The sequence below is a fragment of the Sorangium sp. So ce590 genome, assembly GCF_051521365.1.
Classification (GTDB): domain Bacteria; phylum Myxococcota_A; class Polyangia; order Polyangiales; family Polyangiaceae; genus Sorangium.
In genome coordinates, this window is the sequence record NZ_CP150346.1 from 8,552,918 (window position 1) to 8,566,701 (window position 13,784).

Consider the following 13,784-nt stretch of genomic DNA (forward strand, 5'->3'; position numbering starts at 1 on the left):
GGCCCTGGCAGGGGTGCACGCGGGGTTCGACGCGGCCGCCGAGGTGAGCTATCGAGCGGGCGTGGAACTCCTTCGTGAATTTTTCAGCAGGCTGAGGGAGCTCGAGTCGCTCCTCGAGTGGGGCGGCTACCCCGTCCTGATGATCATCATCTTTGCCGAGACGGGGCTGCTCATCGGGTTCTTCCTCCCGGGGGACTCGCTGCTCGTCACGGCCGGGGTGCTCGTCAACGCGGGGCTCATCAACCCTCTCAATCTGACGAACTTCCAGAACCTGCTCCTGATGAACGTCACGCTGATGGCGATGGCGATCATCGGCGACGCCGTGGGCTTCTCGATCGGGCGGCGCGCCGGGCCGAAGATCTTCACGCGCGAGCAGTCGCTCCTGTTCCGCAAGGATCACCTGATCGCGACGCAGAAGTTCTACGAGAAGCACGGCGGCAAGACGATCATCCTCGCGCGCTTCATGCCGTTCGCCCGGACGTTCGCCCCGGTGGTCGCGGGCGTGGGGCAGATGGCGTACCGGCGCTTCGCGATGTTCAATGTGGTGGGCGGCGTTCTCTGGGTCTTCTCGATGACCTTCCTCGGGTACTTCCTTGGCAAGGTCTTCGACGCGAAGCAGATCGAGCGGGTCGTCTACCTGATCATCTTCGTCTCGGTGGCGCCGGTCATCTTCGGGGCCGTCAAGCACCGGCTCCAGCAGAAGAAGGCCGCCGAGCGGCTCGGGACCGAGCCGTAATCGCCGCCTTCCGGCGCGGCGGGGGCGCGGCAGCCGCGCGGCCCCGTCCCTGCCTAGTCAGCTCCACTCCGCACCGCTCCACGACAATCGACGACGGGGCTCGACGAAGACGTCGGCCCCGTGCTCGAGGCTCCCACGAGCTGCTGCGCAACACCACGCGGAGCCGCAAGCCACGCAACCGCGTGGCGCTGCTCGCCGGCGCTGCCGGCGTGTGCCTCGAAGCCGGGAGCAGCGCCGCGCCCCACACGCCGCCGAAGCCGCCGCCGGCGACCACCCCACCCAAGACGCCCAAGAGTCATCGGGAGATCTTCGATTGAGGCGAACAAGAGATCTTCCAGCGATACGCTCCCGCTGTTCCGCCAGGGCCAGGCGCTGTATGCGTCGCGCGGCAACCTGTACAACCTCGCGCTGTGCGAGCGGGAGATCGGGCACCGTGCTCGGCGCGATCGGCCTCGCGGGGATCGGCGCTGGCCTGGTGCTCCTCTTGACGGCGCCAGAGCAGCGCACCTCGGTCGCCCTCGCGCCCGCGATCCTGCCGGGCGGCGGCGGCGACGCGCTGCTGCGCAGCCGCTTCTGAGCCCCTGGCCCGGGGCGGCGGGCTGGCGATCCGGCAGATCCTATAACAATTTCAATTACTTATGGCAACGTAAAAAAAAGATCGCCCGGCGTGTCGATCCCGTGGCCCCCTGTTCGTCGTGACGGTGAAGCCAGGGTTCACCCCCGCCGGAGCCCCTCCGGAAGCCCGGCTTCCACCCGGAAGCAAGGAGACACGACCATGCGATTCATGATCCTGATCAAGGCCACCAAGGACAGCGAAGCGGGCGTCATGCCGAGCGAGCAGCTCTTCACCGAGATGGGGAAGTTCAACGAGGAGCTGGTGAAGGCCGGCGTGATGGTCGCCGGCGACGGGCTCCACCCGAGCGCGAAGGGCGCGCGCGTCCGGTTCTCCGGCGAGAAGCGGACCGTGATCGACGGGCCCTTCGCCGAGACCAAGGAGCTGATCGCCGGCTTCTGGATCTGGAAGGTGAGCTCGAAGGAAGAGGCCATCGAGTGGGTGAAGCGCTGCCCCAACCCCATGCTCGAGGAGTCCGAGATCGAGATCCGCCAGGTGTTCGATATCGAGGACTTCGGCCCCGTGCTCACGCCCGAGCTCAGGGAGCAGGACGAGCGCCTGCGGGCGCAGCTGGAGGCGAAGAAGTAGCCGCGGCGCGCCCGGGCTTGCGCCGGCGGAGGAAGGTGCTCTGATCGAGCGCCGTGACGGCTCCCGACGCGCATCGCGCGATCCACGCGGTCTTCCGGATCGAGTCGGCAAGGCTCATCGCCGGCCTCGCGCGGATGGTGCGCGACGTCGGCCTCGCCGAGGAGCTCGCGCAGGACGCGCTCGTCACCGCGCTCGAGCGGTGGCCGGAGTCGGGCGTCCCGGACAACCCGGGCGCGTGGCTCATGGCCACCGCGAAGCGTCGCGCCATCGACGAGCTCCGCCGGGGCAAGCGGATCGAGCGCAAGCACGAGGAGCTCGGCCACGAGATCGAGGCCCAGCGCGCGATGGCCGCGCCCGACCTGGAGGCCGCGCTCGACGACGATGTCGGCGACGATCTCCTGCGCCTCGTGTTCACCGCCTGCCACCCGGTCCTCTCGACCGAGGCCCAGGTGGCGCTCACGCTCCGCCTGCTCGGAGGCCTGACGACCGAGGAGATCGCGCGCGCGTTCCTCGTCCCCGAGCCGACCGTCGCCCAGCGCATCGTCCGGGCCAAGCGGACCCTCGCCGAGGCGCGCGTCCCCTTCGAGGTCCCCCGCGGGGCCGACCTCGCCCCCCGCCTGTCGTCGGTCCTCCAGGTCGTCTACCTCGTCTTCAACGAGGGCTACTCGGCGACCGCCGGCGACGACTGGATGCGGCCTGCCCTCTGCGAGGACGCGCTCCGCCTCGGCCGCATCCTGGCCGAGCTCGTCCCGAAGGAGCCGGAGGTCCACGGCCTCGTCGCGCTCATGGAGATCCAGGCGTCCCGCTCCGGGGCGCGGGTCGACCCGTCGGGGCAGCCCATCCTGCTCCTGGATCAGAACCGCGCCCGCTGGGATCACCTCCTGATCCGGCGCGGCCTCGCGGCGCTCGCGCGCGCCGAGCAGCTCGGCGGCGCGCACGGGCCCTACGCGCTCCAGGCCGCGATCGCCGCCTGCCACGCGCGGGCGCGCACCGCGGCGGAGACGGACTGGGCGCGCATCGCGGCGCTCTACGCGGCGCTCGCCCAGGTCACGCCGTCGCCCGTCGTCGAGCTGAACCGCGCCGTCGCGCTCTCGATGGCGCTCGGCCCGGCGGCGGGCCTCGCCGCCGTCGACGCGCTGACCTCGGAGCGCGCGCTCGAGGGCTATCACCTCCTGCCGAGCGTGCGCGGCGACCTCCTCGCGAAGCTCGGCCGCCTCGACGAGGCGCGCGCGGAGTTCGAGCGCGCCGCGTCGCTCACGCGCAACGCACGCGAGCGCGAGCTGCTCCTCGGGCGCGCCGCCGCGTGCGCGCGCGGCTCGGCGCCGCCGCCGGCCCCCTCGGGCCGGTGACGGCCGCCGGCGTCACCCTCGGTCCACCGCCGCCGCGAACGCCGCCCCGCTCGCCGCCGTCGCCGCGCTGGTCAGCCATCGCTCCAGCGCCGCCGGGTCCTCGCACGCGAGCACCTGGGCCCGCACCGCCTCGGGCACCGCGAGCCCCCGCGCCGAGAGCACCGCGAGGATCGCGCGCGCCTGGGTGCGCGCCTGGGTGCGCGCCTGCACCCACTCGTCGGTGAACCGCGACGCGTCGCGCTCCTCGAACAGCGCCGTGACCGGCACGGCGCCGAGGCCGTGCTTGCCCAGCTCCGGCAGGAGCGGCACCTCGGCGCCCGGCCGGTAGGTGATCGACGCCGTCCCCGGCCGCACGACCTCGAGCTCCCGCCGCTCCGCGTGCGCGATCCACACCCACGGCCACTCGTGCTCCAGGTAGAGCTTCACCTTCTCCTCGAGGTAGCGCTTCGACTGCGTGCCCCGGATCTCCACGGCCAGCACGGGCGTGCCGCGGTAGGCGTCGTTCCGCGGCGACGAGAGATCGCCCACGACCACCACGTCCGGCGCCCGGAGCGACGGCCCCGCCGGGTCGCTGAGGTCGCAGTACACGTCCGTCATCACGGTGAACCCCTCGCGCGCGTGCGTGCGGAACAGGGCAGCGAGGAGGGCCATCACGATGCCATGGATGTCCTTGCTCCCCATCTGCTCGATCAGCTCCCCGCGGTGCAGCTCCCACGGGCTGCCGTCGTAGCAGTCGTCGGGCGTACCCAGCCGGCGGCCGTTCGGCCCGAAGTCCCGCAGCTCGATCGGCCCCGTGTTCCGGGGCGGACGGGTCGGCAAGCCGTTCGTGCGTGCCATCATACGGCGAGCATAGCACGCCAGCCCGATCCCCCGCGGCTGTCGGGCCAGCCGTGCCCGGCAGCCGCGGGGGATCAGCTGGCCCCCGGCGCGCCTCAGGCCGAGAGCTTCTGGTCGGCGACGTCGAGCGCCGCGTCGAGCGCCGCGATCCCCTCCTCGATCTCCGCCTCGCTGATGATGAGCGGCGGCGCCACGAGCAGGTGGCTCACCCACCCCATGAGCGACACCCCGCGCTTCGCCGCCTCGGCGACGACCGCGTCGACCACGAGGGGCCGCCGGGCCGCCTTGTCCTGCGGCACGTTGAACGGCTCCTTCGTCGCGCGGTCCTTCACGAGCTCCACGGCCCAGAACAGGCCGATCCCGCGCACATCGCCGATCGAGGGGTGCTTCTCCTTGAGGGCGCGGAGCTTCTCGCCCACGATCTCTCCCATCTTCGTCGCGCGGTTCAGGAGGTCCAGCCGGCGATACTCGTCGATCGCGGCGACCACCGGGGCCAGCGTGAGCGGGTGGGCCTCGTAGGTGTGGCCGTGAGGGAACATGTTGTCATCGAAGTAGTCCGCGATCGCGCGGGACGTCGCCACGACCCCGAGCGGCGCGGCCGCATTCGTCACGCCCTTCGCGGTCGTCAGGATGTCCGGCACCACCCCCCAGTGATCGACAGCAAACCACTTCCCGGTCCTGCCCCAGCCGCTCATCACCTCGTCGGCGATCAGGAGCACCCCGCGCTTCCGCGCGACCTCGGCGATCCGCGGCAGGTACTCGGCCGGCGGGATGAGGACGCCGTTCGTGCCCACGATCGGCTCGATCAGCACCGCCGCCACGTTCTCCTCGTGGTCGATCATGTAAGCCAGGTAGTCGGCGCACGCGACGCCGCACTCGGGGTAGCTCCGGCCGAGCGGGCATCGATAGCAGTTCACCTCCGGGCCGAACACCACGCCCGGGATCTTGCCCGCCGGCTCGATGAACCAGCGGCGGAAGTCGCCCGTCGCGGCGATCGAGCCCGCCGTCGAGCCGTGGTACGACGTGTAGCGCGCGATGATCTTGTGCTTGCCCGTGTAAAGCCGCGCCATCTTGAACGCCGCCTCGTTCGCCTCCGTGCCCGACGTCGCGAAGAAGAACTTGTCGAGCCCCTTCGGCATCACCTCCAGGAGCTTCTGCGCCGCCCTGACCCGCACCTCGCACGTATGCGCCGGGCTGATGTAGGCGAGCTGCCTCGCCTGCGCGCAGATCGCCTCGATCACGGCCTCGTTCTGGTGTCCGAGGTTCGAGCAGATGAGCTGCGAGGACAGGTCCAGGTAGCGCTTGCCGGACGCATCCCAGAACGCGCAGCCCTCCGCGCGGGTGACGTGGATCGGCTTCCAGCCGCGCTGGGCGCGCCAGGTACCGTACGTGTGCTTCGTGGTCAGCTCGACGATGTCATCGCTCATGGCAACCTTCGCGGTTCGAGGAGGTGCCCAGCGTAGTGGGTGATCCCGCCTCCCCGCACGCGAATTTCCCGGCGCCGCTCGCCCGGTTCCGCGCGGCGCATCCGCGATTCCGTGCGGCGCGTCGCCGTCGCCCCGCGATGTCCGGACCGCACGAGCGCGCTCGTGGCGCCTCGCGAGATCGCGTGAACAAGGACGGTCGTGATCCGTCCTTGTCGCCTCGCCTGCACGTCGGTCTCCCTCTCGCTCGCGCTCCTCATCTTCCGCTCTTCCGCAGCCGGCGCCCAGATCGTCCATGTCCGCCCGCGGAGTCGCGCGGCGGCTTCAGCCCGCCGCGCCGCTCTCGGCGCGCGCCACGTCCCGCAGGCGCGCGACGCAGTACTCGAGCCGGGAGATGACCTCCTCCTTCGTCGCCCCCTCGCCCACATCCATCAGCACCTTCTGGCACATCGCGCACATCTGCAGGAGGTGGGACCGGAGCTCCTCCGGGGTGCACCGCCCACTCCTCAGCTCGTCGAGCCGCCGCGCGAGGCCCTCCCTCTCGTGGCCTGCCTCGGCAGGATCCCTGGCGGCCGCCGGATCGTTCCAGCGCGCCGCGCCGGTCTCGCACAGGAAACACGCGCCTTCGATGGGCTTTTGCAGCATGGCTCTCCTCGTACAGCGGGTATGGAAGGACAACCTGGAGCCGTTCGCCCGGATCACAAGCCGGCCCGGCCTCTCCGGGCCGGGATAGCCCGCGTCGGCCGGCCTTGACCGGCCTGGCGAGCTCAGCCCTCGGCGGCTCGCCTCATGCGCCTGGCTGGTCCAGCTGGCGTACAACGCGGCACGGGTTGCCGGCGGCGAACACGCCTCCCGGGATGTCGCGGGTGACGACGCTGCCGGCGCCGATCACGGTGCCGGCGCCGAAGGGAGGAGCGGCCGCGCGAGTTGCGCGAGCGCTCGCGCAACTCGCGCGAAGGCGCGCGCAACGGGCCCCGCAAGGGCCGCCCCCATCGGCCATTTCGCGCGCCCGCGGCGCTGGCGCGGGACCTGCTCTGGGGATGCGAGACGACGGACCGCGCGCGGCACACCGCCGCCACGGTTCCGTGACCTCAAGAGACCCTGAAGGAGGTCTTGCGCACATGGACGGACAACTCGCTACGACCGGTTTTTCGAGCATGAACCAGGGGCTGAGGGCAGGAGACGCGAAGAGGAGCGGCGCGCGCGCGTTCCTGGCGCAGGTCGAGGTGGACGAGCGCCTCGCGGAGAAGATGGCCGAGGCGGACGGGGACATGACGCGCATCCTCGCGATCGCCGCCGAGGCGGGCTGCGCGTGCACCGCGCAGGAGCTCACGAGGGCTTACGAGGAGCACGTGCGCGCGGAGCCCGGCGCCTCGGCCTATGACTTCGGGGTTCCGGTGGTCTATCTGGGCCTCCGCGCGCCCTCGGACCTGAGCCACGCGGCGGTGTACCTGAGCCTCCGCGCGCCCTCGGACCTGAGCCACGCGGCGGTGTACCTGAGCCTCCGCGCGCCCTCGGACGCCGGCGCTCTGCTGCCTTCCTGAACACCACGCGCGCCCTCGAGCGAGGAGAACTGGCCATGATCCGATCCCCCGGTCCGAAAGGGCACCCTTTGCACGGCTCCTGGCCGGAGTTCCGTGCGGATCCTCTCGCCTTCCTGCTCGACGGCACGCTGGCGCACGGCGATTTCTTCCGGTTCCGGCTGGGGCTGCAGGCGTGCTTTGCCGTCTCGGATCCGGCCGCGATCCAGAGGGTGTTCTCGGACCGGGAAGGCTTCACGGACAAGACGCCGCCGCACCGGATGCAGGACGCCTATCCAAAGAGCGTCGCCCGCCTCGAGGGGAGCGAGCACCTGGAGCGCCGGCGAGCCCTCGCGCCGGCGTTTCAGCGGGAGGCGCTCCTCGCGCGCGCCGACGGCGCCGGGCGCGTCGTGCGCGAGGCGCTCGGGCGCCTGCGCGCAGGCGAGGCGCGCGCGGTGCTGCCGGTGCTCGAGGACGTCGCCCTGCGAAGCGCGTCGATGCTGCTCCTCGGGGATGCGGGAGAGCGGGTCGTGGAGCACATCGCGACCGAGCTGCCCCGCGTGGAGGCGTGGCTCGGGCACGCCGCGGACGACGAGGCGGCGTATGACCGGGCCAGGGAGGCGCTCGCGGCGTCCATCCTGAAAGCGGCGGAGCATCGCAGGGCCGCAGAGAACCTCGGCTCCATCGATCTGCTGGATCCGCTCGTGCGCGCGGTGGACGCCGGCCAGATGGACGAACAGGCCCTGATCGACGAGATCGTCATGATGCTGGTGACGCACGTGCCGACGGCCGCCGCATCGGCGTGGGCGCTCTGCGAGCTCGCGCAGCGCCCGGAGGTACGGAGTCGCCTCGAGGAGGAACTCGACGCGATCGGCGCGCGGGGAGCCGAGGTGGCGCGCGCCCCGCTGCTATCGGCGGTGGTGCAGGAGACGTTGCGGCTGCACCCGCCGGTATGGGTGCTGGCGCGCGAGGCGCGGAGGGCGTTCCGCCACGGGCCGCACGCGGTGAGCGCGGGAAACGAGGTCCTCGTGAGCCCCTATGTCGTGCAGCGGCTCCCTCAGTACTGGAAAGATCCAGAAACGTTTCTCCCGGAGCGCTTTCTGCCGGGCTCGCCGTGGCACGTGGAGCGCCCGTCGGCGGCGTACCTTCCGTTCGGGCTCGGGATGCGCAAGTGCATCGGCGAGCGGACCGCGGTTCTGCAGATGAAGCTCATGCTGGCGGCGCTGGTGCGGGATTTCCGGTTCAAGCTGCCGGCAGGGTACGAGGCGGGCGTCGGCGGCCGGCGGCCGCTCGTGCCGCGGGACGGATTGCCGCTCCTCGTGGAGCGGCGCCGCAGCGCGGGCCTTCGTGACCGGGACCCGGCGATCGTTCGATGAACCTCGCGGCGCGCCCCCGGCCCGCGACGCGCGGGGGAGACCGGCGAGCGGCGCTCAGGAGAAGCCCTTGGGGCACCGCGCTGCAGGCTGCGACGCGGCGTCCTGGAGCACCGGGTCACCCCGGCTGCCCTGAACCGCGACAGCACGGCCCTCGACCCTGGACCTCTCCCGCTCGCCCTCCAGGATCATCGCCATGCTCCCGCTCGGCCCCATGGTGAGCCCTCGGCGCACGTGGCGGATGGGCGCCTGGCTCTCGAGCCGGAGCCGGTATCTCCCAAGGATCGTCCCGAGGGCGATCTTCATCTCGTACATCGCGAACGCCGCGCCCAGGCACCGGCGGGCGCCGCCGCCGAAGGCGATGAACTCGAACGGAGAGAACTTCCGATCGAGGAAGCGGGAAGGGCGGAATCGCTCGGGCGACGGGTAGAGCTCCTCGCGGCCGTGCAGGAGCAGCGGTGAGGCGGCGACCGACTCGCCGGCCGGGAGGGTGTAGACCCCGAGCTGGAACGGCCTCCTCGCGACGCGGCCGACGTCCACCACCGGCGGGTGGATGCGGAGCGCCTCCAGACACACCGCCTCCAGGTACGGCAGCGACGCGAGCGCGTCCGGCTCGGGCGACGGGCCGAGCGCGTCGATCTCGGCGACGAGGCGCGCGAGCACGGCCGGCTCGCGGTGCAGCCAGTACATCGCCCACCCGAGCGACATGGCCGTCGTCTCGTGGCCCGCGAACAGGATCGCGCGGAGCTGATCCGCGATCTCGACGTCGCTCATGCCCCCGCCGTCGTCGTGGCGGGCGCTCATCATCAGGCCCAGGATGTCCTGCGAGGCGTCCCCCGCCGCGCGCCTCCGCTGGATCTCCTCGATCAACAGCGCGTCGAGCGCCCTGGCCGCGCGCCGGTTGCGCGCATAGGGGCCGAAGCCGCCGAACTCGCGCCGGAGCGCGGGGACGACGAAGAGGCTCGGGCTGAGCGAGTCGATGAGCCCGAGCACGGCCTCGCGCGTCCTGCCGACGCGCTCCTCGCCCTTCACGCCGAAGACCACGCGGACGATCACGTCGAGCGCGATCGCCTGGGTCGCCTCGAGCATCGAGAACGAGCGGCCCAGCCGCCACCGCGACGCCACGTCCAGGCTGATGTCCGCGATCGCGCCGCCATAACCCCGCATCGCGCCGGCGCTGAACGGCGGCCCGAGCAGCTTCCGATCGCGCCGGTGCCGGGCGCCCGTCGTCACGACCACCGAGGTCGTCCCGAAGACCGGCTCCGTCAGCTCGGCGCCCCAGACATCGAACGTGTCGGGGTCGGCCGTGTAGACCGCGCGGATGACCTCCGGGTCGCCCGTGATGGTCAGCATCCCGCTCGGCGATTTCACGCGAAACGTGGGGCCATGCTCGGCGGCGTAGCGCTTGAAGATGGGCTCGGAAGAGATGAATCCGGAGCGGATGTAGTCCACGAGGTAGAACGACTTCGGCCCGGGCGGCAGAGATCCCATGTGGCTCCGTGGGTGGGACGAGGGTTGTCGTACGGGTCCCCGGGCCGGGGTCCGACGGGCGCCGGGGATCCTTACGACACGCGCGCCGGCGATCGGTTCCGGGAGATCGCCGGCGCGCGCTCAGGCCTGCGGCTCACACCGCCGCACGACCTCGACGACCGCCTCGTCGAGCGGGAACTCGCGCTGCTGTCCGCCCTCGCGCTCCCGGAGCGCCACGGAGCGGCGCTCGGCCTCGCGCTTGCCGACCACCGCCACGAGGGGGATCGAGGCCGCGTGCGCGAGGGCGATCTTCCGCGACAGCGTATCGTCGCCCGCGTCGAGGATCGCGCGCACCCCCTTCTGCTGGAGGCGCTGCAGGACCTCCTCGGCGTAAGCCCGCTGCGCGCCTGTCACCGGCGCGACGACGACCTGCTCGGGCGATAGCCAGAGCGGCAGCGCGCCCCGGTAATGTTCGAGCAGGATGCCGAGGAAGCGCTCCACGCTGCCGAACAACGCGCGGTGGAGGATGGCCGGTCGCCGGCGCGCGCCCGACGCGTCGACATAGGTGATATCGAAGCGCTCCGGCAGCACGAGATCGAGCTGGATCGTCCCGCATTGCCAGCTCCGCCCGAGCCGGTCGCGCAGCACGAACTCGAGCTTGGGCCCGTAGAAGGCCCCTTCCCCGGGCTGCAACCGGTACTCGAGCCCAGCGCTCCTCGCCGCGGCGGACAGCGCCGCCTCCGCCCGGTCCCACACGGCGTCGCTCCCGTGGCGCTCGGCGGGGCGCGTCGAGAAGCCGACGGCCATGTCGTGAAAGCCGAAGCCAGCATAGAAGTCGCGGAGCGCGCTCGCGAAGCGCACGACCTCGGCCTCGATCTGCTCCTCGACACAGAAGATGTGGCCGTCGTCCTGAGTGAACTGCCGCAGGCGGAAGAGGCCGTGCAGCGTGCCGCTCGGCTCGTCCCTGTGCACCATGCCGAGCTCGCCGATCCGCAGCGGCAGATCCCGGTACGACGGCGCCATGCGCGCCACGATCTGCATGTGACCCGGGCAGTTCACGGGCTTGATGGCGGCGGCGTGATCCTCCTCGGACAGCCGGAACATGTTGGAAGAGAAGTTGTCCCAGTGGCCGCTGATCTTCCAGATCGCCTGCCGCAGGATCAGCGGGGTGCGGACCTCTCGATAGCTGTCACGCATCATCTGGCGCCGGACCGCCTCCTCCAGGAGGCGATAGAGCGTGAAGCCGCGCGCGTGCCAGAACACCATGCCGGGCGCCTCCTCCTGCAGGTGGAACAGGTCGAGGCGCTGGCCCAGATAACGATGATCGTCTTCGTCGAGCATGTCAGTCTCCGTCGGCGGTGGCCGGCCAGACGGAGCGCTGCAAAGCGACGTGCCCCGTCCGGATCCCGGCGGGGCTTGGTTTCTCGTGTGTTCGTCAGCTCACCGCATGCACACGAGACCCAGCCCGCCGGTGCGGGTCGTGGTCGTCGTGGTCGCGGTGAGATGGTAGCTCACGAGGAGAGTCGTATCGCGGCGCGCTGAGCTCGTCAAGCGGGACGCACGCGCGGCTCCTCAGCGCGAGGGCGCCGGCGCATCCCGCGCGGCCTCGGGGCCGGCCGGCCGGCCGGCGAGGGCGCGGGACAGGAGCACCGCCCCGGTGAAGAGGTAACCCGAGCAGGACCGGAAGACATCGTAGGAGCGGCCGATCAGCGGGGCGTTCCGGAGGATGTCCCCGATGCGCCAGCTCTCCTCGTGGCGCGTGACCTTGAAGCTCTCGCCTCCATCGATCATGTCGAACTCGTAGGTCAGGATCATCCGCATGGCGTACGCGCATCGCGGGAACAGCCTCAGGTAGAGGGTGCTGTCCACGAGGGCGCGGCCCGCGCCGCGCCGCTCGCAGAGCCGGATGCTCAGCTGGGAGATGTCGAGGTCGAAACGGGCGCCGCCTCGAGCTCCGGAGAGGTCGACCTGGTACGTCTCGACGCCGCGCACTCGCCGCCACGGATTGACGAACTCGATGCCAGGGGCGAGGTAGGGATAGACCTCCTTCTCCAGCGTCGCGAGCGGAACGCTCGTGTCGTACATCAGGAGCGAAAGGCGCCTGAAGCGGTCCTCGAGGTCGGCGAGCCCGAGGCGCGGCATCGCGGGAATCGTGAACGGGATGCAGTTCCCTTTTGTCGCCATGTCGTGACTCTCCATCTCGGTGCGTTCCCCGCCGGGTGTGAAGCGACGGCTCGGACGGGGAAGATGAAGGCCAAGACGCAATGGACGGGCCGAGGCGGCGCGCGCTCCGGGCGTGGGCTCGGCGACGCATCGCTCCGCCTCACGCGCCGCGTGTGGTCCGCCGCGCAGGGCGCTCGAAAGGCCCTGATCTCCGCGCGGTTCAGGGCGAGAATCGGCGCGCTCGCCGCGGATTGGCCTGGTCCCGGGGGTGCAGGCCGCTATCCTCCCGCGCCGTTCGGCTCGCCGAGGTGCGCGGCGCTTCGCGTCGTCTGCTGCCATCGGCTCACGAAGGAGAGGGAGTGTCACGGGTGCTGAAGCGCGCAGCGAAGGCCGCCGGGAGTTTCACGGGACCGCGCAGGGGGGCGGCGCGGCGGCTCGCCGCCGTCGCGGCGCTCGCCCTCGCCTCGGCGGGGTGCGCCGCGCAGGGAGCTCCGGCGCGCGCCGGCGGAGGCGCGGCCCCGGGCGCGCGCGCAGCCCCCGGCCCGGCCACGGCCCCGGGCGCGGGCGCGGCGGCGGAGCAGCTCTTCCGCGAAGCGGAGTCGCTGGCGAGCCGCCGCCGCGTGATCGGCGTGCAGCTCTTCGTGCTCGATGAAGCCGCGGAGGCCGGCGCCGCGGGCGAGCGCGCCGAGGCGCGGCGGGCGGCGCTCGAGGCAGAGGCGGCGCGGGTGCTGACGAGGACCGTGGCGGCCTACGCCGCGCTCGTCGACGCGCCGGCGCTGCGCGCGGCGAAGCAGCGGCCCCCGGCGCTCCTCGAGCTCGCGCTGGCGCTCCAGGACAGCGGGGACCTGCGCGGCGCCGAGGCGCGGCTGCGCCAGCTCGCCCTCGAGCACCCGGCGTCGCGGGAGGCGCCCGAGGCCCACCTCGCGCTGGCCAACCTGGCGTTCGCGGCGGGGCGCCTCGACGAGGCCGTGGGCGCCTGCGACGGCGCGCTCGGCGGCGTCGCGGGCGCGGCGCTGCGAAAACGCGCGCTCTACGTGAAGTCGTGGAGCCTGCGGGGGCTCGGCGGCAGAGACGCCGTCGAGGAGGCCCTGGAGGCGCTGCGCGCGATCGTGCGGCTCGGCCCCGCGCCCGCGGGCTCGATCGAGGCGACGATCGACGAGGTCGCGGAGCGAGAGCTCGTCGAGCTCTACGCGGCGCACGGCGACCTCGCCCGCGCCCGCGCGTTCTTCGCAGGCGCGGGCGAGCGCGCGGGCCCGCGCCTGCTCGGCGAGGTGGAGGCCCGCGCCGCGCAGCGGAGGCGCCCCGAGCCGCTCGACCGGCCGGCGCTGTGAGCGCCGGGAGCGTCACCCGCCGCCGGCGTCGACCCGGAAACGCGGCGCCTCGATGCGCTCCCCCCGGCACGCCGGGCAGCGGCTCGGCTTCGCGAGCGAGCGCCGCTCGTCGAACGCGTAGCCGCACCGCAGGCAGTGCGCCGGCGTCACCGAGAGCCGCTCGCCGCGCGCGCGCAGCGAGCGCGCGAGGTGATCGAGGTGCGGCGTCACGTCGCGCTCGCGCAGCCCGAGTCGGGTGGAGAGCTCCCATGCGGTCACGGCGCCCCTGCGGAGCTCCTCCAGGAGTGTCTGCCGCACCGTCTCCGACCGCGGCGCAGGGCTCGGCGGTGCCTTCGGCTCGCTCATAGAATTCCGGATCGTGACACCCCGGCGGCGCCAGT

Annotated in this window: 14 protein-coding genes and 1 pseudogene; 7 read left to right on the plus strand and 8 right to left on the minus strand. The window is 72.2% G+C overall.

What is annotated here, in order from left to right; all coding sequences use genetic code 11:
- Positions 1-61: 61 nt before the first annotated feature.
- From WMF28_RS32255 to WMF28_RS32270, 4 genes are all read left to right on the plus strand, one after another.
- Positions 62-736 carry a VTT domain-containing protein gene (locus WMF28_RS32255; protein ID WP_437597249.1) on the plus strand — a complete coding sequence of 225 codons (675 nt, stop codon included), beginning with the start codon at positions 62-64 and terminating at the stop codon, positions 734-736.
- Between the two features lie 433 nt (positions 737-1,169).
- Complete coding sequence (locus tag WMF28_RS32260) at positions 1,170-1,313, plus strand: hypothetical protein (RefSeq protein WP_437597250.1); 144 nt, start codon at positions 1,170-1,172, stop codon at positions 1,311-1,313.
- 198 nt (positions 1,314-1,511) lie between these two features.
- A complete protein-coding gene (locus tag WMF28_RS32265) occupies positions 1,512-1,937 on the plus strand; it encodes a YciI family protein (RefSeq protein ID WP_437597251.1) in 426 nt (141 codons plus the stop codon).
- A gap of 53 nt (positions 1,938-1,990) precedes the next feature.
- Complete coding sequence (locus WMF28_RS32270; RefSeq protein ID WP_437597252.1) at positions 1,991-3,286, plus strand: RNA polymerase sigma factor; 1,296 nt, start codon at positions 1,991-1,993, stop codon at positions 3,284-3,286.
- A 12-nt stretch (positions 3,287-3,298) separates the two neighbouring features.
- Here the strand turns inward: WMF28_RS32270 and WMF28_RS32275 are convergent, their stop codons facing one another.
- The 4 genes and pseudogenes from WMF28_RS32275 to WMF28_RS32290 all read right to left on the minus strand — a co-directional run.
- Positions 3,299-4,126 carry a Uma2 family endonuclease gene (locus WMF28_RS32275; protein ID WP_437597253.1) on the minus strand — a complete coding sequence of 276 codons (828 nt, stop codon included), beginning with the start codon at positions 4,124-4,126 and terminating at the stop codon, positions 3,299-3,301.
- A 92-nt stretch (positions 4,127-4,218) separates the two neighbouring features.
- Positions 4,219-5,550: an aminotransferase family protein gene (locus tag WMF28_RS32280; protein WP_437597254.1), complete on the minus strand. Its 1,332-nt coding sequence runs from the start codon at positions 5,548-5,550 to the stop codon at positions 4,219-4,221.
- Positions 5,551-5,871: 321 nt separating this feature from the next.
- Positions 5,872-6,192, minus strand: a complete 321-nt coding sequence (locus WMF28_RS32285; RefSeq protein ID WP_437597256.1) for a hypothetical protein — start codon at positions 6,190-6,192, stop codon at positions 5,872-5,874.
- 142 nt (positions 6,193-6,334) lie between these two features.
- Positions 6,335-6,454 (minus strand): annotated as a pseudogene (locus tag WMF28_RS32290) (sugar O-acetyltransferase); the annotation flags it as partial.
- A 250-nt stretch (positions 6,455-6,704) separates the two neighbouring features.
- Between WMF28_RS32290 and WMF28_RS32295 the strand changes: the two are divergent.
- Positions 6,705-7,091, plus strand: a complete 387-nt coding sequence (locus WMF28_RS32295) for a Nif11 family protein (protein WP_437597257.1) — start codon at positions 6,705-6,707, stop codon at positions 7,089-7,091.
- Between the two features lie 35 nt (positions 7,092-7,126).
- A complete protein-coding gene (locus WMF28_RS32300) occupies positions 7,127-8,443 on the plus strand; it encodes a cytochrome P450 (RefSeq protein WP_437597259.1) in 1,317 nt (438 codons plus the stop codon).
- Between the two features lie 54 nt (positions 8,444-8,497).
- Here WMF28_RS32300 and WMF28_RS32305 read toward each other — a convergent pair whose 3' ends face one another.
- The 3 genes from WMF28_RS32305 to WMF28_RS32315 all read right to left on the minus strand — a co-directional run bounded on the left by WMF28_RS32305 (position 8,498) and on the right by WMF28_RS32315 (position 12,094).
- Positions 8,498-9,931: a cytochrome P450 gene (locus tag WMF28_RS32305; protein ID WP_437597262.1), complete on the minus strand. Its 1,434-nt coding sequence runs from the start codon at positions 9,929-9,931 to the stop codon at positions 8,498-8,500.
- A 120-nt stretch (positions 9,932-10,051) separates the two neighbouring features.
- Positions 10,052-11,251, minus strand: a complete 1,200-nt coding sequence (gene thrS / locus WMF28_RS32310; RefSeq protein ID WP_437597264.1) for a threonine--tRNA ligase — start codon at positions 11,249-11,251, stop codon at positions 10,052-10,054.
- A gap of 231 nt (positions 11,252-11,482) precedes the next feature.
- Entirely contained in the window at positions 11,483-12,094 is a 612-nt protein-coding gene (locus WMF28_RS32315; protein WP_437597265.1) for a hypothetical protein, read from the minus strand.
- Positions 12,095-12,441: 347 nt separating this feature from the next.
- On the opposite strand from WMF28_RS32315, the gene WMF28_RS32320 reads away from it, so the two are divergent.
- Complete coding sequence (locus WMF28_RS32320) at positions 12,442-13,404, plus strand: hypothetical protein (protein ID WP_437597266.1); 963 nt, start codon at positions 12,442-12,444, stop codon at positions 13,402-13,404.
- Between the two features lie 12 nt (positions 13,405-13,416).
- On the opposite strand, the gene WMF28_RS32325 is transcribed toward WMF28_RS32320, so the two are convergent.
- The gene (locus WMF28_RS32325; RefSeq protein ID WP_437597267.1) at positions 13,417-13,749 is read right to left on the minus strand and encodes a transcriptional regulator; all 333 of its coding nucleotides are present in this window, start codon (positions 13,747-13,749) and stop codon (positions 13,417-13,419) included.
- Positions 13,750-13,784: the final 35 nt, after the last annotated feature.